The sequence below is a fragment of the Nostoc sp. ChiQUE02 genome (assembly GCF_034531305.2).
Lineage (GTDB): Bacteria > Cyanobacteriota > Cyanobacteriia > Cyanobacteriales > Nostocaceae > Nostoc.
This window is the reverse complement of sequence record NZ_JAVRBN020000009.1, coordinates 139,160-162,111: the sequence shown is the minus strand read 5'-3', so window position 1 is coordinate 162,111 and position 22,952 is coordinate 139,160. Positions and strand designations below refer to the sequence as shown.

The window sequence follows — 22,952 nt, the reverse complement described above, 5'->3', positions numbered from 1 at the left end:
CTCATAACTTATATAACTACTGCCTTTGAAAGCGCAGTGCATCAATTGATTGAGCTGTGAGAAAGATACCCAAAAAAATGTAACTGGCGAATAAAATTAAGGCGCTAGTATCAAAAATACCTTGGATGAGAGTGTTGTAATGTTTCAGCAACGATAGATAACCTAAGGCTTCGCCCACAGGTCCAGGGACAATTTTGGCAATTAAATCAATGAATAACAACAATAAAATTACTGCAAAGGTGAGAACAGCAGACAAAATTGTGCTGTCTGTTAATGAGGAAATAAACATTCCTAAAGATAAAATTGCCGCTGCTAGCAAGATTAATCCAAAATGACCCAGCAAGGGAATTGAGAGCGCCATTGGTGGATTTGATCCGCTGAGTGCGATCGCTTCAAACACTAGCATGGGTACAACCATCGTGGTAAAAAATGTTAGCACACCTAATAATTTACCTACAGCCACCGCCCAATTGGTGATTGGTGATGTGGCTAACAGTTCTAAAGTACCTCGCTTACGTTCTTCGGCATAGAGTCCCATTGAGAGAATTGGCAGGATAAACAATAATAGCCACTCCATGCGCTCCAAAAATATCCGGATAAATTCGTAGGGAACATCTATCGGCGGTACTGGCACTCCCAGTTGTTGCCCTTGTAAATCTATTGCCGCGACCCCTACTAAAATGCCATCTGGCCCGAGCAAAATCATCACGAAGAATAACCCCGCGAGGAACCAAAATACACCTGCGATCGCATAAGCCAAAGGTGATACAAAATAACTCTGTAACTCTCGGCGATAAATGGCAATAATATTACTCAGTACTACACCCATTTACGCTGCCTCTCCTTCGTTGTCTGCTGCTAAGTCTACCTCAGGATCGAAATTTTTTTCTTCTGTGGTCAGTTGCAAGAATACATCTTCTAAGGTGGCGTTAACACGCCGTAGTTCATGTAAACCAAATCCTGCACGCACTAATGTTGTGGCAATATCTTTTCCTGGTTCTTTTCCCGGTTGCGATATTACCCGCAGGTAAGCGCGGTTTGTCTGCGGCTGATGACCTCCGGCTGTGGGAATTGATTCTATCAGACTCACACCCGCGACTTTTTGTAATACCTGTTTCGCTAAGGCAGCTTCGCCTTCTATTTCCAATTCATACCCTGAACCACCTGTCAACTGAGTCATCAGATTTTCTGGTGTATTAGTCGCCACAACTTTACCGCGATTGATGATGGCGACGCGGCTACAAGTCATGCTCACTTCTGGCAGAATGTGTGTGGAAAGAATAATTGTGTGACTACCAGCGAGGCTTTTGATTAAATTCCGCACCTCAATTATTTGTCGGGGATCGAGTCCAACAGTGGGTTCATCCAAAATGATCGCTGGTGGATCGTGGACGATCGCTTGAGCAATTCCTACCCTTTGGCGGTATCCTTTAGAGAGTTTGCGAATAATCACCCGTCGCTTATCTTCTAAGTTGCAGCGTTCGATGGCGGCTGTTACCTTGTTCGGGCGATCGCCTGCTGATACTCCCTTAATTCGGGCGACAAAATGCAAAAATCCCTCCACCGTCATGTCTGGATATAACGGTGGTGTTTCCGGTAAATAACCAATGCGTTGGCGCACAGCCAGGGAATTTTCATGGACATCATAACCAGCAATCCGGGCATTTCCATTAGTTGCCGGTAAATAACCAGCCAGAATCCGCATGGTTGTGGTTTTACCAGCGCCATTGGGGCCCAACAACCCTAAAATCTCCCCAGGCTCGACGCTAAAGGTGACATCAGTAATCGCTGGGGTGGAACCGTATATTTTACTCAGATGTTCAACTTCAATCATCCGTATAGTGGCGATCGCAATTTATAAGATACCCAACAATCTTAGATCACGATATTGGGTATGGGGGACTGGCACAAAGATTAGCTGAAAAGGGGTAAAGTTCCTGAAAAATCTCTTTGTGTCAAAATAGTTCATAGTCAGTCCCTAGATCCCCATTATTGAAAAGAGGCAGAGGGGCAGAGGGAAAAAACTTATACCAATTCAATTAATGATTGCAACACATCCTTGGGTAAAGACGCGATGAATCGCGTCTCTACAAATGGTCTATTTGTCGCATTCTTTTTTCAAATTGGTATTACTACAACTTCTTTCTCCCCTGCTCCCCTGCCCCCTTGCTTCTTCCCCAATCCCCAGCGCTCTAGAAGGCAAAAGTAGTGCGAAGTGCGCCTACAATTGCTGTGTCATTAGCACTAAAACCTTCAGGGCTGAAGATAAAATATACACCAGGGGTAATGGAGATATTGTCATTGACCCGATAGTTATAAAACGTTTCTAAATGGTAGGGAGTCGCGTCTTCTGGACGAGAAGCAATTCCCCCTACAGATTCTCGGTAAAGCGGCTGTCCAAAAATGAGGGCTGCGGTGTTCCCTTCATGGAATATATCTTTAAAATGCAACCCAGCCGACCAACTACTGAAGGTTGTAGAGGCATCTACATTTAAGAGATTAGCAAAAAGCAACGCACCTGATAATGACAAGGATGTTTTCGGCGCAAACCGCCACGTTACCGTTGCACCAACAGAATTTACATTGATTGGCTCATCAAGAGTTGCTAGTGTAGCGTCACCACCAAACCTCGCCAGTTGTGCTGCATTGGGAGTAAATCGAATAGAAGCAATATCAGCGCTACCCAAGCCTGTACCTAGAATGTTGATTGTGTGGTAGCTGTGTGCATAGTTGATGCCGATATCAATAGTTGAGATTGGTTTGAGGGTCAGTTGTGCAGCAATTGCTTGCGTACCGTTAAAGAAACCTCCTCCCAAAGGTGTGTTCAAAAGACCACGATCTTCTGATATCGGAGCTGAACCACTACCATAGATAACTCCGAGTCCCACTTGTTTTGAAGGATTCCACAAGAAACCAGCACCCGCTAATAAACCCGTACCCGAAGTGCCTCCTGTAATTCTGACGGCAGCGTTATAACCTGCAAATCGAGAGATTGCACCTTGACTATCGCTAGCATAAGGAGTGATGGCAGGAAAAACATCTGTAATCTCTGCATTTGTTCCACCAAAAACAACCAATTTCTGAGACAACGGTAAGACATAAGCTAGCTTGTAAAGACTAACTGAATTTGCTCCGCCATCGGGTTGTAGTGTCTGGGGGTTAAAGCCAGGAAATTGAGGTTCAAAGCTTAACTTGGTTGAACCTGCGCCAAGAAAACTTGAATTCGGCAGTAATTGGCCTTGAATAGTTCCTCTTTCATAAAATGAACCTGTTGATCTGAAGTTGTAAGCTTGGAGTCCAACAATCAACAAATCACTGCCGTTAAAGCTGCTGGTAAGATTGAGTCTGACACGATTATTGAAGGCTAAATTAGCATCTTGGCTACCTGGTTCTCCACCTGTAGCTGTGGACAAAGAAAAAATAGCTTCGCCATTAAGTTTAGTTGTAGTAGAAAACTGTTGCTTCTCCAAGGTAGCTGTACGAGTTTCTAAGGCATCTACTCGACCACGCAGTGTTGCAAGTTCAGATGTAAATTCTTCTTGGAGTTTTTGGAGAGTAGCTAAATCTTCTTTCTTAACTAAATCAGCAGTGCTAGTAGCAATCAGTTCGTTGATTCTATCCAAGCAAGCATTCAAGCCAGCAGCAAATTCATAACGACTTAAGGCACGATTACCTTTGTAAGTACTGTCAGGATATCCGACAATGCAACCGTAACGCTCCACGACAGATTGCAGTGCTTGAAATGCCCAATCTGTTGTCTTGACATCAGATAATTGAGATACTGAGTTTACTTGAGCGATCGCATTAGGTTCTTGAATATTAGAATTAATTGAAAAGACGCTACTGTTGTCTTTATCTGCGAGATCAAAATTGTTTATAGTAGTATTGTCAGCGCTTGATTGAGCAGTCGCAGGAGATGCACCTAGCAAGATGAAAGCAGTAAGTAAGCACAGCCAACTGATTCTTCTATTACACATTAATTGGTAGTAATTCACACCCGTTCCTCACACACAAAATAAAACACCACTGTTTGTTGTGAATACTGTATTATTCACAAGCTGAAGCCAGCCTACCAAAGCAAGCTTTCAAGAATGAAATACTCTTTTTGTTGAGAGTTTGCCGATTAAATATGCGAATCTATACTGTACAAAATTACTTTGTACAGAATTCACACAGTTATATCTCAGTCGATGCATCGACTGAGAGTATTTGCAGCTTTTATTAAGATCAAAATTGCAATTTTAACAATTACTTAGCCATGAGTAAATACTTCATTGCTTAAAAAATAATTTTTGAACTTTTCAATCTACTTAAACTTTATAGATATACTATAGTTTTGATAAGTAGGAGTTTATATGTGTTTTTTACAAAAATAAACATTTTTAAAGTTTTTACATTTATGCAAATAAGATTAAATTATATATTTTAAGATTATCAAAAAATAACTTTTTGATAATCTTAAAATATATAACCTGATCATTAGTGCAACCGAAACAATAGGATTGTCAGCCAAAACAATGGGATTGTCAAGCGAAACAATCGCATTGTCAGACTAAACAATCGCATTAAAACTCTAAAAGACTTGTGTGTACACCGTAGCTTTACACAAAGGGAGTTTTTCTAGACAAGAGTCAAAAGTTAGGCTAATAATAGCTGCCAGATTTCCGATACTCTAAAGCAGTGACACCATCGTTTTCCAAAACTTCACCATGATCGATGACGGCATAAATTAACCATCGATCGCCACATTCTAGCTGATTTTGCACTGTACATTCTAAATAGGCTAATGCCTCATTCAGAATCAAACAACCATTCAGAGCAGTTTTTGTGGCAAGATTTGCAAAGGGATTATCCCCTAAAGTGCTATGACGAGAAAAATAGCGGCGGACATTTCTTCCTTCTTTGAGGATATTCAGCACAAATTTATCGCCAGGATGATGCATTAAATCTGCATTTTGCTCGTTAGCGATCGCAATCATAATTCCTGGTGGGTTAAAAGTTGCCTGCGATACCCAAGAAGTTAAAACCCCTTTGTGAGTTTCTTCATCACGAGTTGTCACAACACACAGAGAACCAACGATCCGCCCCACCGCTTGTTCAGTACGATCTACATGGGTTTCTGTGACAATCTGACGAGAAGTCCGCAGTTTTTTGGTTTTCTTCAAGTTGTGGGCAAAAGAAGCACCTGCTTCTTGACACTGCTGAAGAATCTCAGGAGTAGGACTGAAACGCACCCGAATTGTTTCAAACCCTAGTTGATAATTTGCATCTTTGAGCTTGCTTTCGATTAAATCTATTGCCTCTCCACTCCAACCGTAAGAACCAAACACCCCTGCTAACTTAGTTTTAGCCGCCACCGAGAGAACTATTCCTAAAGCAGTTTGAATTTGAGTCGGTGCATGGCCGCCTAATGTGGGTGAGCCGATAATCAAGCCATCGCAAGTTTCTACAATACGGTTAATCTCGGCAGAATCGGCTAATTCACAGTTGATTGATTCTACATTAACTCCATTTTGAATCAAACCTTGAGCGATCGCATTTGCCAAAATTGCTGTATTTCCATAAGCAGAAGCATAAAGCAAAGCGACACTCAATTCTTGAGATTTTTGTCCTTGACACCATTGACGGTAATCATAAGTAAAACGACTGAGGCTGTAACGAACAACCGGGCCGTGTGCTGGGGCGTAACATCTGGCTCCCAAAACTGACAGTTTATCTAAGGCTACTTCAACTTGTTTAGCTTGGGGCGCATGGAGACATTCAAAATAATAACGACGTTCCGCATCTAATCCCTTCCAATCTTCATCAAACAAGGTATCTTCGCAAATATGAGCGCCAAAAAGTTTATCTGTGTAGAGAATTTTCGTGGCGGGATCGTAGGTACAAAGTCCATCCGCCCACCGGGGAGTCGGTACGGTGATAAATGATAGAAGGTGTCCTTGTCCTAAATCTAGAGTATCTTGCGATCGCATCGCTTGAATAGGTGATTCAAATTCGGGAAAAGCGGTTTTGAGAGCATTGGCGGCGGGGCGAGAACAAATGAGAGTGGCTTGAGGAACCAGAGAGAGCAATGCTTGCAAGGTTGCTCTGCGGTTCGGATTGACATGACTGAGAACAATGTAATCGAGGGAGATGAAATCTAGATGTTGTGCTAGTTGCTCAAGGTAAATTTCGGTAAAAGATTCGCCGGGAGGGTCAATTAAAGCCTTTTTATCAGCTTGAATCAGATAAGAATTTGCTGTAGTTCCCCGTTGGCGGGAATACTCCACCTCAAATTTTAGTCTGTCCCAAGTCCGCGATCGTAGAATCAGAGTATTTTTACCAATTTCAGCAACTTGTACATCTCTAGGATGGCTGGTAGTTAAAGTATTTGCAGACATAATAACCTCTGTTAATAATAGGGAATTGGGAATGGGGAATGGGGAATGGGGAATTGGGCATTGGACATGGCAGAACATTAGACGCGATTAATCGCGTCTCTACCCACTCCCGTTCGACTACGCTCACGGCAAGCCTACTCCCTATTTTTAATGACCATTGGTTTGTGTTAATTCAGACTTGGCTCGGCTTCTATAGCGTTTAGATACTTCTTGTTCGGGATCGATACCTTCAAAGGTAGGGGGTAGCCAAACTCGGAGAAACAGTAGTATTCCCAGCACTAATAAAAAGGCGCAAGTCGCTAAAACTTGACTCCAACTTGTTTCTAGAACACCTTTAACAATGACTTCTCGCAAGGCAGAAACGATGGAAACTTCAACAGCTACCCCAATAGATACTCGATGTTCCTGTAGGTAAATAATCAGCAGTCGGAATAACTCAACTAAGATAAGCAAAAAGAGAATATCGGCAGTAACAGCATGAAAATCTAGAGGTGGAAGTAAGGAGAGAAACATATCTCTCACCTGAAGCACCATGAAGCTAAATAAACCGATACACAAAGAAATTACAATTACATCTTGGATAAATTCCAAGCTTCGGACAACGCGCCCACGATTGATTTCGTACATGGTAATCGGGGTATTTTCAACAGATTTATACATAGTTTTTTGGGAGTTGTAGAGACGCGATTCATCGCGTCTGTGGGGAGCAGGGGGTAGGGGAGCAGAAGAGCCTAATGACAAATGACCAATGACCAATGACCAATGACAAATGACAAATTAGTAATGATTGCCAATTTTGCGGTGATGCGCGGCGGTAAGTGCATGTAGGTTGGCAACTCTTCCAGTTTGGACTGTGCTATAAATTACCCAATGATCTCCACAATCCATACGGCTAGTGATTTCACATTCCATGTAAGCTAGAGCTTCAGCTAAAACGGGCGATTCATTTTTAGCCGGATATGTTTTCACTCCAGCAAATCTATCTGCACCAGGAGCAAAACGCTTGAGGAAATGTTTCATTAATCCTTGATATTTGCCTTCTTCTAAAACGTTTAAAACAAAGCGATCGCCAACGTGCATCAAGGATTCAATTGCCCGATCTTTGGATACTGCGATCGCTACTCCTAAAGGCTCAAGACTCGCTTGTGCCACCCAAGAAGCCAGCATCGCACTCTGAATTTCTCCTTTTTTGGCGGTGATGATGTATAGTCCTGTGCTAATCCGCCCTAAAGCTTTCTCTAACTCGGTATTGATAGATTTAATCTGTTTAATGGTGCGATCGCGGTTCAACCATTGACCCAAATCTGTCCCAGCTTCATCACAAAGCTGTTCCGTTGCTTGGGTAGGAATTTCTTTAACTAAGATAGGAGGAAAAGCTTCAGTTAATCCCAGTTCTTGAAACTTATTACGTAAAGGATAAATTGGTTCATCTTCTCCACCTCCCGACTCTAATAAACCAATTGCCTGCTTTTTGTTAACAGCAGCTAAAATAGTGCTTAAAGAAGCTTGAGCCATCACCGAAGATTGGGGTGGCATTGCAATTACTAAACCAGAAGATTGTGCAACTAATTCTCGAACTTCTTGAGGCTCGGCACTATTGAGGTCTACTAATTCTACTGCTGCTCCTGTTTTCGCACATCCATGCGCTATTGTACGGACTAAATGCTCACTATGCCCGTAATCTTCAACATAAAATAGAGCTACTAATGTCTCTGTTTTTGCTTGTTCTAAACTCCAGATTTGATAGCGTTCGAGCCATTCGGAGATATAGTGTTGTAATAACGGGCCATGTCCCGTGGCGACTGTTCCTATTTCTAACTTTTCAATCCGTTTTAAAGCTGTCAAAACAGACCGAGCATTAGGTCCCATGAGACAATCATAATAATATTGAAAATCCTCCTCTATCAAGGTAATATTTTCATCATAAGTGTGGTCATCACAGTAGTGCATCCCAAACACATCGCAAGTGTAGAGAGTGCAAGTTTTGTGGTCATAAGTCAAAATTGTGTCAGGCCAGTGTAAGTTAGGTGCAGAAATAAATTCTAATTCGTGTCCGTTGCCTAAATCTAATCGCTCTCCACTTTTCACCTGCATTGATTTAAACGGCTGGTGAACCATATTTTCTAGAAATTGAATAGCTACCTTAGCACCGACAACAGTAATTGAGGGAGCTAATTGTAAAATATCTTTCACTAACCCACTATGGTCTGGTTCCGTGTGGCTAATAATCAAATAGTCTATTTTAGTCGGATCAATTAATCCCACCACTACCTCAAGATATAATTGCTCAAACTTGCGGTGAGATGTGTCAACTAAGGCAACCTTTTCTCCCTGAATTAAGAAAGAATTATAGGTTGTACCATTACGTAAACCAAACTCGACATCAAAACGTTCTCTATCCCAGTCGAGACAACGAATAGCAGTTGTTTGAGGAGCAATTTCAACAGTTTGAATCGTCAACCGTCCTGAGTTGGGAGTAACTTGAGTAAGCTCTGTGAGGGCAACCATTTGTTTTCTCCAAAAAGATTTTTGTCTGAAGAGAGCGTTATGTTTCTTATATTTACCTGAAATACTCAATTAGTAAAATGCCAATTTCTAAAGCTAATCATCAGAAAGATTTATTCATCATTTAGATTGATTTACCATTGAATTGCTCAATGTTTATCATTACTTTTATCTTCAATAATGAATGTGAGAAAATGTAAATACTAAGTTAGAATGTTTACGCATGTCGTTAATATTTTTTCCTCCTCCTATACAACAAATCAACAGCAAAATCGCCCTTCACGCTGGTGTTGATCTGTATGTGCTACGCCTGGATCTCATGCACCCGTGGGTTAACGGCAATAAATGGTTCAAGCTGAAATACAATCTTTTGGAGGCCAAAGAGAAAAATTTCACAACGTTGCTAACCTTTGGTGGCGCTTATTCCAATCACATCTATGCAACTGCGGCAGCTGGTAATCTTTTTGGTTTTCGCACCATTGGTGTAATTCGTGGGGAGGAGAGACTACCATTAAACCCTACCCTGAGTTTTGCTGTACAGCAGGGTATGCAGCTTGTGTACCTGAACCGCGAGATGTACCGACAGCGCAACACACCAGCGTTAGAGGAATATCTGCGACAACGTTTCGGCGAGGTGTTTATTATTCCCGAAGGCGGGAGTAATTTAAATGGTGTGCGCGGCTGCACAGAGATAATTGGTAATGCGATGCCTACGGCTGGCTACGCCTACGCATTTAATCATATATGCGTAGCCTGTGGTACAGCTACCACACTGGCGGGGATTGCGCTTTCGTTACATGAAGGACAAAGAGCGATCGCTTTTCCCGTTTTGAAAAATGGGGCATTTCTCGCACAAGAAATCGAAAGTTTGTTGACAAATTACCTCGCCTCTGACTTACCTGCACCATATAGTTTTCCCGCTTCCTGGGAATTGGTATGTGATTATCATTTCGGCGGCTATGCAAAGGTGAACGACGAGTTACTACTGTTTAGCCAACAGTTCACACAGGAACATGGCGTACCCCTTGATTACGTATATACCGCCAAAATGTTTTACGGAGTGATGGATTTACTAAAGCAGGGATTTTTTAGTAAAGGCGATCGCTTGTTGCTAGTACATACAGGAGGCTTACAGGGCAATGCTGGTATAGAGAAGCGTTTTCAAAGGTTTGTGAAAATCTGAGTTGCCACTTAATTAAATATCAGTTACCTTTGTATGGAATTTTACTAAAACAAGTTAAATTCACACATCAATCTTGATATTTACTCAAAGTTAGGTAAGGTTAATTCAATGTCTACATACACTGATCGCATTCAGCCAACTAATTCTGCCATTGCTACCTATTTAGATAATCTTTTAGCTAGAAAGTATCAAATTCCCACTTTTCAACGAGATATTGTCTGGGAGAAAGAGAATGTTAAAAAGCTCTGGGATAGTATTTATAAATTTTACCCTTTAGGAAGTATTTTAATTTGGAAAACTAGTACCAAGCTTGAAAGTCATAGAGAAATAGGAGGTATTAAGCTCGCGGACAATTTTTCTTCTAACGAATACCAATATATTTTAGATGGACAACAAAGGACTACTGCCCTTCTAACCTCAATATATGGAGATAAAAATAAGATTGATTGCAAAAATAAGTTTAATCCAACGCTATATGTAGATTTGACTATTGAATTTACTGATGCAACAGATGATATAAGTTACATCAAAAGATTTCTCTTTTGGGATGAGATAGATGATAACAATGGGCAAAATAAATTAAATAAAAGTAGAAAAAAACGTTATGAGGAAAACCTGATTGTCAAGTTAGAACATATTAAAAATGATTATAAGAATGTTGAAAAAAATCTTTATAAAGGTGGCTACGGTGACTTTGATCATCCCTATAGAGAACAGCTAGCAAAGTGTAAAGAAGTTTTGGACAATTATAGAATGTCCTTTATTGAATTACGCGGTATTGAAGTTGCAGAAGTCTGCCAAATATTTGAGCGAATTAATCAAGCTGGTAAACCCTTGGATATCTTTGATATCGTGGTAGCTAAAACTTTTCGGGTTGAGGACAAAAAGAATAATATTTCTGGGTTTTACCTTCGTGAATTAATTAATAATTTTAGAGAGTCGATTGCTAGCAGTCAATATGCGACTATTGATGATTGGACATTGCTACAGATGCTAGCTGTAGTAGTAAAACTTACATTTCCTGATGCAGGCATACAAAATATTACTGACAAGTATCTTAATGAGCTAAAAACAGAGCATATTGAAGCTGTATGGTCTGATTTTAAAATAGCGGTTGCTAAAACTTTTGATTTTTTTGATAATTGTTTGCATATTAAGGGTGGAAGATTAATTCCTTACCGATATTTATATCTGACTATCACAGCATATTTTTATCGTAATCATAAACCAGATTATACTTTTTTAAACAAATATTTTTGGTATTATAGTTTTCATAACGCAGACTTACTAACAAACACTACTCACCTTTGGCAACATATAGAGTTTGTTAATCAACAAAAGGCTAATGGCGCTTACTCATTCAATCAATTTGATATTGATAAGAATGCGATAAAAAAATCTTTTTACAGTTATAGAGGTCGCTTATCCAGAGCGATACTATCACTTTATGCAAACCATGAGCCAAAGGATTGGGCAAAACCCCATAAAGATGTTTTGTCTGATGTTTATTATCTGCTAACAGATAAACCTAACTTGCACCATATATTTCCAGTTAACTTTGTTAAGCAGAGTGGCATTGCTAGTCAAATAGAATCTGACAGCTTGATGAATATTTCTTATCTGTCTCAAATAACTAATTTGAAAATTAGCGATAAAAATCCGTTAGATTATCTCAAAGAATATGACGAGCCTGGTTTAGAGACAGTGCTACGTTCTCATCTTATACCTACGATCCTTCTTGAATGGTCAAGAGCCGATGCACTTCCTGAACACGCCCTAAGCATTTTTATTGAAGAAAGGGTAAACCTCTTATTAGAGGCTTTGAGGCTGAAGTTAGACGGGATTGAATTTAATGTTTTTGATATGGGCAATCGCATAGATAATATCTATTCCTAAATAAGCGATTGCCCACAAAAGAGGCATTATTGGCTTTTATGCTTACCGTTTATTTTGTAAACTTTGAATGGTAGCGATCGCATGTTTCGCCACAATATCAATCTCCTCTTGCGTGTTAAACCGTCCAATACCAAACCGTACCGAGGCATAAGCTAGCTTTTCTGAATGTCCAAGTGCTGTAAGAACATGGGAAGGTGCAGTAGTTGCTGACGAGCAAGCTGAACCAGAAGAAACTGCCATTACTGGCTGCAACCCTAGCAAAAGTGCCGCTCCATCCACTCCCTCAACACTGATATTCAAGTTTCCCGCCAATCGCTGTTGAGGATGTCCGTTGAGATGAATTCCTTCAACTTGGGAAAGCTGTTCCCACAAGCTTTGCCTTAATTGGGTGAGGCGTTGGGTTTCTGTCTCTTGTTCAGCCAAAGCGATTTCTACAGCTTTCCCAAAGCCGACAATTTGCGGTGTATACAATGTACCAGAACGCATCCCCCGTTCATGTCCGCCGCCGTGCTGCTGGGGAGCCAGTTGCACTCTGGGGTTGCGCCTGCGGACGTACAGTGCTCCAATGCCTTTGGGACCATATACTTTATGTGCTGTTAGCGACATCAAGTCAATTTTCATCGCTTGCACATCTAAGGGAATTTTACCAATAGCTTGGGCGGCATCGGTGTGGAAAATGATATTGCGATCGTGGCACATTTCCCCAATTTCTGCTAAAGGCTGTAACACGCCAATTTCGTTATTTGCAGCCATCACCGATACCACAATCGTCTCAGGACGGAAAGCTTTTTTTAACTCAGTTAAATCAATCAATCCATCTTTTTGGACAGGGAGAATAGTAATTTCAAAACCGAGACTTTTTAAATAATTACAAGGATCAATAACTGCACTATGTTCAGTTGCAACAGTAATAATATGCTGACCTTTTTTAAAATAAGCTTCGGCAACACCTTTAATAGCTAAATTATTTGCTTCTGTTGCCCCACTCGTAAACACAATTTCTTCTGGTGTGGCGTTGATTGCTGCTGCTAAAATTTCTCGCGTTTGCTTCACAGCAGCTTCTGCTTCCCAACCATAAACATGACTAATACTTGATGGGTTACCGAATTTTTCTGTGAAGTAGGGGAGCATTGCTGCTAGTACCCGTTCATCTACGGCTGTAGTAGCGTGACAATCAAGGTATATAGGACGAATAGACATAATTATTAACTCAAAACTTGACTTAGTTTTCTTAAAATTTTCAGAACTTGATAGAATTCATTTTCTCGCTTTAAAAGGGTGAATTCATCAGAAAGAGCATACTTTAATGTATCTTGCTTACTCAATTTCAAGAAAATACAGTGACTACCATTAGTCACTAATCCAAACACAGGTTTATCTGGATTAGGATTACCCAACATATAAGCCAGTGCTTGAGGTATGGCTGCTAAAAGAGAAAAACTAGCTCTTTTAGATTCAATTACTAACAACCACAATTTTTCTTGAATAACTAGAACATCAATTTTCCCTTTGATAATTTCTCCTTCATCTTCCAAAGCAATTTCTATAGATTCTTCAGTAGCGATAAAAAATGGCTCCCGATAGAATCCCGCCAAGTCTAATAAAGGAGATAAAACTACCATTTTGACTGCATTTTCTAAGATTGGTGGGTGTTTTACCAATCTCATAAAATTAGTTTTAACTCTGTCTAGATATTGTTTTTCTATATCTGTGATTTCTGGTAGAGTGTCAAACCACTCTGTAAAAAAATCTTCAGTTTCAGTTTCTTTTAGACCAAATCTTGCTTCTAAATAAGTTAGGCTGATATTATGAGCTTGGATGACTTGAATCATATTTATTTCAAATTGCGAATCATTGTGCTGGCAGTTTTTAAAGCAATTTGACTAGACTTTTAAGATATCCTAATCGAGTCTATATCGGATTAGGTTTTGTATCTAATGCCCAAATAAAGCTTGCTTCTGCTGGGCATAAATCCAATAATTCTTGTGCTGAGTATATTTGAGAATTTGAGTCGTAAACAATACAAGACCATTGTTTGGCAAACTTACAGGCAAACTCCAGCGCTAGTTGCTCACTTCCTGGAGTTTTGCTGACATCAAGTAGAATGTGAGTCTGAGGTTTCGCTGTAAGCTTTTGGGTTATTAGTTTCATTTCATCAGCATTAAAATTTTCTAACTCCGTATTATCTAAAACAATCCAAACATGAGTATTATCTCTAGAAATACGCCCATCATATACATTATCTGGATGTAATAATATTCCTAAATATTGCAAAAAGCTCAAAAATTCTGATGGTTGAATCTCAGCACTAGAAATTAGAGAAATAGGTTCTGGCATCGCTTATGCTCCTAGTATCAATAGTAACTCTAATAATTCATCTTGAGTGCGAACTATATAACTTCCACTAGCGATGATATCTTGAGCCGGAGTTATTTTGTAATTGGGTGCGTAGAGAATAACTGGCTTGTTCAAGGGATTCAAGTCAGGGTTTGATATCAATTTTTGAATTTGCTTTAACTTCCGAGCAGTTTGGGTTGTTACTTCAATAATAGCGTTGCTGGTTTTCACATCAATTTCACCAATTTCACCATTTAGACCTACTGCTTTGTTGAAACTGACTAAATCAAACCCTGCGCGGATAATAGCATTACCTACTTTACCTTCCAGAACTTTTTCAGGATTGGCTGAGTTCAACGCATTGATAATTGCTTGCTCAAATAGGCTGCTCACATCCTGCTTTTTTACTATCAATATGATTCACGTAGCATTGCTGTAACTATACCTGCATCTAGTTGCGTCACGTGGCTGCTAATTCCTGCAATTTAGTTAAAACTGCCTGAGCATGACCTTTGGTTTTCACATTAGGCCAAGCATAGACAATAATTTTATCAGGTGAAATTAGGAAGGTTGAGCGAACAACACCCATATATTCTTTGCCCATAAATTTTTTTAAGCGCCAAGCGCCGTAAGCTTCTGTCAAAATATGTTCTGGGTCACTTAAAAGGGTGATTGACAAGTTATGTTTGCTGATAAATTTACAATGGGATTTACCCGAATCTGGACTTACGCCTAAGATTTTCGCTCCCAGTGCGCTGAAGTCTTGATACAACTCGGTGAAATCTTTCGCTTCGGTGGTACAGCCTGGTGTGTCATCTTTGGGGTAGAAGTAGAGGACAACCCACTGACTGCTGAGGTCGTCCAGAGTGACTGCATTGCCATTTTGGTCAGGTGTGGAGAAATCTGGTGCTGGATGTCCGACTTGGGGAATGTTGCTCATGATGGAGGTGTGAGAGATTGCGATCGCTTTAGAATTGTACATATATTGAGCGATGCCTGTGGTGGGCTATGCCTACGCACGTAACCATTCATATTTGCTGATAATGCCTAAAGATATGCAACGCGAATTTACCAACCGCGATGAGTTGGTAGCCTACCTGCGCGAACAATTCCCAGGTGCAGCCGAACGCGATAACCACATCAGCGAAACTGTGGGGGGACGCAAAGCGGCACAAACAGCGCTGCAAAAAATCGATGCAGTAAGCTACGCCCAAACACGTAACTTTTTCACAGGTGCAGTCACGCGACTTTCGCCTTACATCCGCTATGGTGTTTTGAGTTTGCGAGAAATTCGAGATTATGTCCTTGAACGGGTACAGCACCAAGATGAAGCTACTAAACTAATTAATGAGTTAGGCTGGCGCGACTATTGGCAACGGTTGTATGTCAAGTTAGGGGATGGAATCTGGAAAGATCAAGAAGAATACAAAACTGGTTATTCTGTGAGTGAATATGCACCCGAATTGCCGCAAGATATCAGAGAAGGAACTACAGGCAGAGTTTGCATCGACAGCTTTAGCCGTGATTTGAAAGAAACTGGGTATCTACATAACCACGCCCGAATGTGGCTAGCGGCTTATATTGTTCATTGGCGGCGTATTCGTTGGCAAGCAGGAGCCAAGTGGTTTCTCGAACACCTTTTAGATGGAGATCCTGCTAGTAATAATATGTCATGGCAGTGGGTTGCCAGCACTTTTAGTCAGAAACCGTATTTTTTCAATCGTGAGAACTTAGAACGCTATACCAAAGGCATTTATTGCCAGAAATGTCCCCTTTACGGTCATTGTGATTTTGAAGGTAGCTATGAAGAATTAGAACAGCGACTTTTTCCTAAAGGGGAATTTAGTAAACAAGCCAATAGCCAAAGTTGGCAGCGTGGAAAGAAAGGTAAAAAGTGAAAAATGAATAAACCAATTGTTTGGGTACATGGAGATTGCCTCAGTCCATACAACCCTGTGCTGCAAAAATACCCCGATGCGCCAGCTATTTGGGTTTGGGATGAGGCTTTGATAGAAGAATGGCAATTGAGTCTCAAACGCATCGCTTTTATTTACGAATGCTTGTTAGAGTTACCCGTTGTTATCCGTCGTGGCGATGTGGCACAAGAAATTTTAGCTTTTGCTCAAGAACATGATGCCAATTTAGTTGTCACAGCCAATAGTCCCAGTCCCCGGTTTGATGATATCTGTAATCAAATAGAGCCTTCTATAGCAGTGGAAGTGCTAGAAGTAGAACCATTCTTTGACTATGACGGCTATATTGACCTGAAACGGTTCTCGCGTTATTGGAAAGTGGCTCAAAATTATGTTTTTGAATAGTTAGACATTGAGTTAGAGACTCTATCTCTGACTGCGTTAGAAAGAAGGCGCTGGTGTTGAGGCAATTGAAACGAATTACCGAAAGTCTACCAGCAATGTGGGTCAAGGTTTACGCTCTGGTTGACTTGCCTAGAAATTGCAATCAGCGCTTTGTTTGATGTAAGAATATAAAAATTTTATTAAATATAGCTTAAATGTCTTAACTGTCTTAACTGTCCTTGCATTTCCATTAGGAAAGTAAGAATATATTTATGTGTATTAACAGTATTCTTGCTGCCTTGGTGTAAATACAAGCGTAGCATTAAATACTAAGATATGCATTTGCTTTCCTGAAAACTCAAACCTAAGTAAAGAAGACTTGTACAATGAAGAAAATCATAATTGCCTTGTTCATCATGCTCGGCTTAAGCCTATCACTAGGTCAAGGACCAGCTGTTGCTGCAACTAATGACTGCTTGAAAACGCTAAATACTGGTTCAGCTACTACCATCCCAGTTTTTTACGAAGATCAGGCTGCTTTCTACGGCTGGTCGGGAGGTGTGATTACTAATGATATGTACTACAATGCCTGCGGTCAAACTGCGACTCTTAAAGTTAACTACGCTGACTGGGATAGGCTTCGCAAAGAAGGAAAGCTAGATGGTATCCGATATATATACAAAACGCCCAAAGAATCTAAAATTGGCATTAGGAAGATTGCAGGAACTGAAGCCACTGATGTGAAAATTGAAGATTTCTACAACTAAGGAAGACTCATGCGGTGATTTACACGGGAACAAAAGACCGGGTATATACTCGGTCTTTTGTTCCCGTGTAAAGAACCCTTTTTATTTACCTCAATACGGTTCAGTTAGCACCAAAAACCTTAAACTGTGTAGGTTGGGTTGAGGAACGAAACCCAACATTTCCGCAGCTTTGTTGGATTGCGCTTTGCTTAACCCAACCTACAATTTTTCTTAACCCAAGCGTATTGCTTTTTACCTGATAAATTCTCAAACACAATGACGTTAAATTATGAGTTTTTGCAACCTCGATAATGCCGAGCATTACTTGAGGTGAAATTTTCAGATTGATGTTAGCAGATTTCGGGTAAAGTCCCTTACAAAAACTCTTGGATAACTTTCAATACTTCTCGGTTAAGCATTTTTAATTCGGAATCTGGTTTTGGGAAAAGGGTAAGGGGTAAAGGTTTTTTCCCCTTCCCCCTTAACCGAGAAGTATTGGGATAACTTTTGCTTTGTGATATTTATCTTTATGCTACATTTAATCTTTTAGTAAGCTCCTCCTTAATTGCTTGGTAAAACTTATAATAATCATCATTCTCATAATCTGCATTGTCCTTCTTGATATCTGTTATATCCGCTTCAACTTCTGACAATTCTGCCTTCAAATCTGCCTTTTGCTCCACCCATAAATCTACATATTGTTTTGCATCTTCTTTTAGTAGTTTTTCTTCTTCTTCTGGAGTTAACGTCTTTGTCGGTAGCACACTATCCAAACTTATCTCAGATATATCAATGTCTATAAATTGGCTTATGAGTATTGGTGTATCTTGAGCGTAAGCTGGTATGGGTGTAGATAAAGTTACACCTAAGAAGAATGCTATTGTCAAGACTAATGAAAATGCTGTGGATAGAAACTTTTTCATCTTAGTTTTTCCTTAATCGTAGAAGTATGACTTCTCTATGTGTAGATTACAAAATTCTTAAGTAAATTAGCACGAATGAGAAAAAGGACACAAGGACAGTTAAGACAGTTAAGACATTTAAGCTATATTTAATTTGAAATTTCTTTAACGATGAATCTGGCAGCTTCTGTGGTTAAGGAGGCATTAGAGAATGTTCGCTATCTTGACCTTCAGTCCTGGTCATCTCAAGTTTTTCGTCAGTCCATGCTCTCAAAAAGAAAAACTGTATTTTTGACTTCAAATGACGACACAGAAATTAGACAAGAGTGCAAAAGTTCCTTTTGCACTCTTGTAGGGAAAGGGGAAAGGGAAAATTCCATCCCTTTCCCCTTTCCCCACTTCTGCAAGAAGTCTATTGCATGAAGTTTTTTCGGTGATTTCCCTACAAAGTCAACACCCTAGCTTGCTTCCCGTAGGGTGAGCAAATTTTGCATTTGTGCAAGAGGTCTACTAACTCATAAGTTAATTGCAATGATTGCTGCAATGATTTAAACGTTTCTTATACATGAAGGAGTAATTGTTGCAAAGTATTAAGTATTTGCAGCAACTGTTTATACATTTCCTGGAAATACTTAAACCTTTCTTATATATGAAGGAGCAATTGTTGCAAAGTATGAAGCATTTGCAGCAACTGCTTATACATTTCCTGGAAATACTTAAACCTTTCTTATACATGAATGAGCAATTGTTGCAAACGCTTCAATTTTGGCAACTAGTCTTGAAGGTTAATTGAGTTACGAGTGCTGAGTTGCAGGTGAAATTTTTCCCTCAGCACTTTTTAATCTATTGAGGTTTGTAAATAATTTGTATTTCTGCAAGGAATATTCCTTTAGACTGATATCTCAACTGAAAAATGTGGGAATAAACACAAATGCATTCGTTAAATATATTTTGTCACGAATTTGTAGTTGCTGTTTCCTCTGTAGCTTGCATTATTGGACTGGTGTTACTGTGGGATACTAAGCAAAAAACAAATGATGTGGAAGAAACAGAGCGGATTCTGTTTAGAATGAGCTTTAGTTACTGGCTAGTTTACTGTGTAGCTTTTGGCATAGAGAAAATGGTTTTACCCGACTGGGAATCTGTGCTGATGACTTTGAAAATAACAACGGCTCTGTCATATTTCTTAACTTTTTCTTGCATCCTTAGTCTGCCGCTACACAAATTTGCAGTACATCGGGTTGAGGAATAGTTATTGGGGGACTTCCAGAAAATAAATTATCCAAATTTACTTAGATAAGATTTTTCTTTCTTTCCCTGCCTCCACAGCGATAGGATATTTTTTTAGTTGGAAGTCCCTGGGCATGGGGCACTTGTACTGCCCTTCTCTACGAGAGGCTGCGCCAACGACTACGCTCAGGAACCGCAAAGCCGTAAAGTCTGCGGCATAGCTACGCTTAGGGCGCAGCCTCTCCAAGAGTTGTATGGGGCATGGTTAACATCTCATGGCGATCGCTAATGCCGTTTCTAGTTGATCCTGGGGCAAAGTCGTCAAAATAAACACTTCTTGTACCGTCTTACCCTGCCGTGCGATGACTTTATAGCCTCCCCGAATCGGTACTGAGACGCGCAGTTGCATTTTTGGACAGTGACCTTTTGCCCGCCCAATCACTCCCGGTGTCACGGTTTGGATACCATCCTGCTGACAAAGACGTTCTAAAATAGGGATAAGACCAGAAAGGTGTGTTGAGTGATTCCAAACCAGTCTGGCAGCTTTTGCTTTTTGCGAAGCCGTTCCGAGAGGATCTGCGGTGGGTTTGCCCATGATAATTAAGCTGCTTCTAGAGGTGCCATTGTCAAACCTGCTCGGCGCAGCTGCTGATGATAGAGTTCCGCAGGTTCTTGGGGCCCGACCCAGACGATCGCTTGACCTTCATAGTGTACCTGATTAGTCAGATCCCACGCGCGATCGCCACTCATCCCCGGAATATATTTCATCAAACATTCAGACACATGTTGAAATGTATTAAAATCATCGTTTAATACAATCACTTTGTAATTCGGATAAGTCTTACGGGTAACTTGATTAGACCGTTCAGGAGCTACAGTTGGTGCTGTGGCCATCCCGTAAACATCTGCTGAAAGTGTCATAACCATACAACAATTGGTCAAGAGGATTTTACAAAACTACACTATAAGTAACTAGTTTAGTTCATTGTTTAGTTGTCCGTTGTCATTTGTCAGTTGTCCGTTGTCCTTAACCAATGACCAATGACAAATGACAAATGACAAATGACTATCTACCGCCAATTATCCCAGTTTTCGTTAAAAATAGATGTATCTGGGAAGGCGGTAGGGTTGCCATTTTTTTGCAAAAGCCGTTTGAGTGCTTCTAGTTGTGGTTCTTGTTTGGGTAAATCATCGACTAGTTGGTAAGGTGCGATCGCATTTTTAATCGCAAAACTAGCAACAGTTCCCGCAGCTGCGCCAGCTGACCATTCAAAGGAATGTACCCGATAGGCAGCAGCGGCAATATGACTAGTACCAATACTTTTGCCTCCTACTAGCAAATTGTCGATTTTTTGGGGAATCATCGCCCTCAGAGCAATTTGGAAGGGATAAGCTTGACCAGCACCACGTCTTTCGCCTGGACGTTCTGTATTACCACGGGCTTCTGGGGGACTATTTACCATGCAAGGATGGAAATCTATCGCGTAGTGACCAATACCCACAGCATCGGGAAAGATGGTGGAACGAGTTCGTCGCATTGCTTTTTCTGGTGAAACTTGACCCGCAATTACAGACGTAGCTTCCAATCCTGCTAGTGCAGCTTTTAACTGGCGATACATATCTGCTGGCAGAGTTTTGGAGTAATATTCATCATTATAATTTCGGCGAGAAATATCAATTTCCCAGATAGTAAAGCCTCCGGGTTGTCCCCAACTGGGGCGGCCAATGATGCGGCGTCCTTCTCGCATATAGGGATATTTCGATAAGCCATGCACTGTCCCCATCGGCGATTTTAGCCCGGAAACAAAGCGATTATTGGTTTGCGGCTGCTTCACACCATCCCCTAGTTGGGAATCTGTAGTTCCAGCTACTAACCAGTAATAGAAAGATAGGGCATTTTCTTCAGCGTTGCGGAGGGTTTCTGTCCGCAGTCCTCCCATCCACCCGCCTGGTTTTAACTGCCCAGTACCTTGTAATTGTTGGCGAGTGAAAATTAGGTTATCCTTGGCGGTTCCAGGGCGATAGTCGTTACCCCAAGTCCAATTTTGCATGGAGATATCCCCTGGTGTCGCTGCATTAAAAGTTACACCGCCGAATTTTGCTGGTTTCCCTTTATTGGGACTCCAAATCCGACGGTAGGTAAAAACTAAATCAAAGTTAGCTAGTCGCGTTAATTCGTAGCTGAAATATGGCGCATATTGTAAATAAAATGGAGGCATTGTCTGCGGTTGCGGTTCCTTGGTTGCCTCCATTCCAAAGGTGTAAGTAAAGCCTTGAGGGCAATATGGGTCGTTGTTGGTGCTGGAAGCAGAAGGTTCTAAGTAGGAACGGGCATCAATGCCTAATCGGTAGGGAACATCAGCAAGGGCGATAATTTCCCCGGTTTCGCTGGCGTCTACGACGTACCATTTAGGAGCATCCCCTTTCGCTACCTTGGGGATGAAACGGAGAATAGTTTTAGTAAACCGAGATGAGTTTTCGTAGCGATAAGCATCTTCAATACTTTGAGATAAAGTAAAAGTATTGAGAGGTGGTGCGCCTTTTGGTGGTTGATGTTGGATTGCGATCGCACTATTAATTATTTTGCCATCAGCCGCGATTTCCAAGTCCTTAATTACCGTGTTGGGAAACCATTGCAACTTCCCTTTGCCCTGCTTTTCGGCATCTTTAAGCATCTGGGTCAAAATAGCGTGAGCATCGCGGGGAAGAAAACAAGATTCACTTACCCAGCAATCACCAGGGTTAAGCTTACCGTATTTGCGCCCAATGCGGTTTCGCAATTCCAGATAGCCGCGAGAATAGAATTTCAAAGCTCTCTGAGTTGGGCGTTCATCTAATGCAGATGTTCCTTGGGCAGAAATTTGCCCTCCCAGCCAGTCAGTAATTTCCGTGAGACAAACTGTTCGCCCTGCTAGCAACCCTTCGTAAGCTGTGGCTACACCAGAAAGTCCACCGCCTACAACTAATATCTCGCAGTTAACACTTTTATCTGGGGTTCTCGGTGGTGTGGCACTCGCCGGAGACGTTGGCGCAGCTATCGTTTGAGCAAATGCAACTAAGCTAGATATTAAATTAAGACTAATCAGCGATGTCAAGCCATACCCTACTTTGTGTCTACGCTTCATACTTAAAGAAACCCCTTCAACTTCTGTTCCATTTTGTAGACGGTACCATCAAGGAAATGCTTAATTCAAGCAATTCTTCCAAAACAACAGATATGCAATGCCAAGTTTTTTGTTAGCAGCTTGACAATTTTTAAGTAATATATTTTACTTTCAGAGTGTGTGTTGAAGCTTATCGACGCATCTCGCCGGAACCTTGAAAACTGCATAACTTGGTTGAGATGCGTCAATGCATTATCCAGGTGTACATGATTGGTCTTTCAAGACGCGATAAATCGCGTCTCTACAAGTGTTTTGGGCTTATCTGAACTGTATTGTTACATAATCAATTCCCCTAACGGGGATGAAAACGAA

General features: G+C 40.9%; 21 protein-coding genes. 6 read left to right on the top strand and 15 right to left on the bottom strand.

Features of this window, described 5'->3' with window-relative positions; translation table 11 throughout:
• Positions 1-16: 16 nt before the first annotated feature.
• From RM347_RS12385 to RM347_RS12360, 6 genes are all read right to left on the bottom strand, one after another.
• Positions 17-829 (bottom strand): ABC transporter permease, encoded by an 813-nt coding sequence (locus tag RM347_RS12385; RefSeq protein WP_322716560.1) that lies wholly within the window; start codon positions 827-829, stop codon positions 17-19.
• Positions 830-1,834 (bottom strand): ABC transporter ATP-binding protein, encoded by a 1,005-nt coding sequence (locus tag RM347_RS12380; protein ID WP_322716559.1) that lies wholly within the window; start codon positions 1,832-1,834, stop codon positions 830-832. It lies immediately after the preceding gene.
• A 358-nt stretch (positions 1,835-2,192) separates the two neighbouring features.
• Positions 2,193-3,995, bottom strand: a complete 1,803-nt coding sequence (locus RM347_RS12375; protein WP_416211869.1) for an iron uptake porin — start codon at positions 3,993-3,995, stop codon at positions 2,193-2,195.
• Positions 3,996-4,643: 648 nt separating this feature from the next.
• Positions 4,644-6,380 (bottom strand): diflavin flavoprotein, encoded by a 1,737-nt coding sequence (locus RM347_RS12370; protein ID WP_322716558.1) that lies wholly within the window; start codon positions 6,378-6,380, stop codon positions 4,644-4,646.
• Positions 6,381-6,527: 147 nt separating this feature from the next.
• The gene (locus tag RM347_RS12365; RefSeq protein WP_322704865.1) at positions 6,528-7,040 is read right to left on the bottom strand and encodes a phosphate-starvation-inducible PsiE family protein; all 513 of its coding nucleotides are present in this window, start codon (positions 7,038-7,040) and stop codon (positions 6,528-6,530) included.
• 117 nt (positions 7,041-7,157) lie between these two features.
• Positions 7,158-8,888, bottom strand: coding sequence for a diflavin flavoprotein (locus RM347_RS12360; RefSeq protein WP_322716557.1), 1,731 nt, complete (start codon positions 8,886-8,888; stop codon positions 7,158-7,160).
• 220 nt (positions 8,889-9,108) lie between these two features.
• On the opposite strand from RM347_RS12360, the gene RM347_RS12355 reads away from it, so the two are divergent.
• Both RM347_RS12355 and RM347_RS12350 read left to right on the top strand, forming a co-directional pair.
• Positions 9,109-10,068, top strand: a complete 960-nt coding sequence (locus RM347_RS12355; protein WP_322716556.1) for a 1-aminocyclopropane-1-carboxylate deaminase/D-cysteine desulfhydrase — start codon at positions 9,109-9,111, stop codon at positions 10,066-10,068.
• A gap of 108 nt (positions 10,069-10,176) precedes the next feature.
• Complete coding sequence (locus RM347_RS12350) at positions 10,177-11,964, top strand: GmrSD restriction endonuclease domain-containing protein (protein WP_322716555.1); 1,788 nt, start codon at positions 10,177-10,179, stop codon at positions 11,962-11,964.
• A gap of 42 nt (positions 11,965-12,006) precedes the next feature.
• Here the strand turns inward: RM347_RS12350 and RM347_RS12345 are convergent, their stop codons facing one another.
• The 5 genes from RM347_RS12345 to bcp form a co-directional block, all read right to left on the bottom strand.
• On the bottom strand, positions 12,007-13,164 hold the full coding sequence (locus tag RM347_RS12345; RefSeq protein WP_322716554.1) for a cysteine desulfurase family protein: 1,158 nt from the start codon (positions 13,162-13,164) through the stop codon (positions 12,007-12,009).
• A 5-nt stretch (positions 13,165-13,169) separates the two neighbouring features.
• Entirely contained in the window at positions 13,170-13,796 is a 627-nt protein-coding gene (locus RM347_RS12340) for a type I restriction endonuclease (protein WP_322716553.1), read from the bottom strand.
• 79 nt (positions 13,797-13,875) lie between these two features.
• Positions 13,876-14,301 carry a hypothetical protein gene (locus RM347_RS12335; RefSeq protein WP_322716552.1) on the bottom strand — a complete coding sequence of 142 codons (426 nt, stop codon included), beginning with the start codon at positions 14,299-14,301 and terminating at the stop codon, positions 13,876-13,878.
• 3 nt (positions 14,302-14,304) lie between these two features.
• Positions 14,305-14,694, bottom strand: a complete 390-nt coding sequence (locus tag RM347_RS12330) for a hypothetical protein (RefSeq protein WP_322716551.1) — start codon at positions 14,692-14,694, stop codon at positions 14,305-14,307.
• Between the two features lie 67 nt (positions 14,695-14,761).
• Entirely contained in the window at positions 14,762-15,241 is a 480-nt protein-coding gene (gene bcp, locus RM347_RS12325) for a thioredoxin-dependent thiol peroxidase (protein ID WP_322716603.1), read from the bottom strand.
• Positions 15,242-15,344: 103 nt separating this feature from the next.
• Between bcp and RM347_RS12320 the strand changes: the two genes are divergently transcribed.
• The 3 genes from RM347_RS12320 to RM347_RS12310 all read left to right on the top strand — a co-directional run bounded on the left by RM347_RS12320 (position 15,345) and on the right by RM347_RS12310 (position 17,365).
• The gene (locus RM347_RS12320; RefSeq protein WP_322716550.1) at positions 15,345-16,199 is read left to right on the top strand and encodes an FAD-binding domain-containing protein; all 855 of its coding nucleotides are present in this window, start codon (positions 15,345-15,347) and stop codon (positions 16,197-16,199) included.
• A 3-nt stretch (positions 16,200-16,202) separates the two neighbouring features.
• Positions 16,203-16,619 carry a hypothetical protein gene (locus RM347_RS12315; RefSeq protein ID WP_322716549.1) on the top strand — a complete coding sequence of 139 codons (417 nt, stop codon included), beginning with the start codon at positions 16,203-16,205 and terminating at the stop codon, positions 16,617-16,619.
• A gap of 365 nt (positions 16,620-16,984) precedes the next feature.
• A complete protein-coding gene (locus RM347_RS12310; RefSeq protein WP_322716548.1) occupies positions 16,985-17,365 on the top strand; it encodes a hypothetical protein in 381 nt (126 codons plus the stop codon).
• Between the two features lie 506 nt (positions 17,366-17,871).
• Here the strand turns inward: RM347_RS12310 and RM347_RS12305 are convergent.
• The gene (locus tag RM347_RS12305) at positions 17,872-18,267 is read right to left on the bottom strand and encodes a hypothetical protein (RefSeq protein WP_322716547.1); all 396 of its coding nucleotides are present in this window, start codon (positions 18,265-18,267) and stop codon (positions 17,872-17,874) included.
• 910 nt (positions 18,268-19,177) lie between these two features.
• Between RM347_RS12305 and RM347_RS12300 the strand changes: the two genes are divergently transcribed.
• Positions 19,178-19,498: a hypothetical protein gene (locus RM347_RS12300; protein WP_322716546.1), complete on the top strand. Its 321-nt coding sequence runs from the start codon at positions 19,178-19,180 to the stop codon at positions 19,496-19,498.
• A 243-nt stretch (positions 19,499-19,741) separates the two neighbouring features.
• Here the strand turns inward: RM347_RS12300 and RM347_RS12295 are convergent, their stop codons facing one another.
• The 3 genes from RM347_RS12295 to RM347_RS12285 all read right to left on the bottom strand — a co-directional run bounded on the left by RM347_RS12295 (position 19,742) and on the right by RM347_RS12285 (position 22,601).
• A complete protein-coding gene (locus tag RM347_RS12295) occupies positions 19,742-20,071 on the bottom strand; it encodes a DUF2103 domain-containing protein (protein ID WP_322716545.1) in 330 nt (109 codons plus the stop codon).
• A gap of 5 nt (positions 20,072-20,076) precedes the next feature.
• Positions 20,077-20,403, bottom strand: coding sequence for an ATP-dependent Clp protease adapter ClpS (clpS, locus tag RM347_RS12290; protein ID WP_322716544.1), 327 nt, complete (start codon positions 20,401-20,403; stop codon positions 20,077-20,079).
• A 143-nt stretch (positions 20,404-20,546) separates the two neighbouring features.
• Positions 20,547-22,601, bottom strand: coding sequence for an FAD-dependent oxidoreductase (locus RM347_RS12285; RefSeq protein WP_322716543.1), 2,055 nt, complete (start codon positions 22,599-22,601; stop codon positions 20,547-20,549).
• Positions 22,602-22,952: the final 351 nt, after the last annotated feature.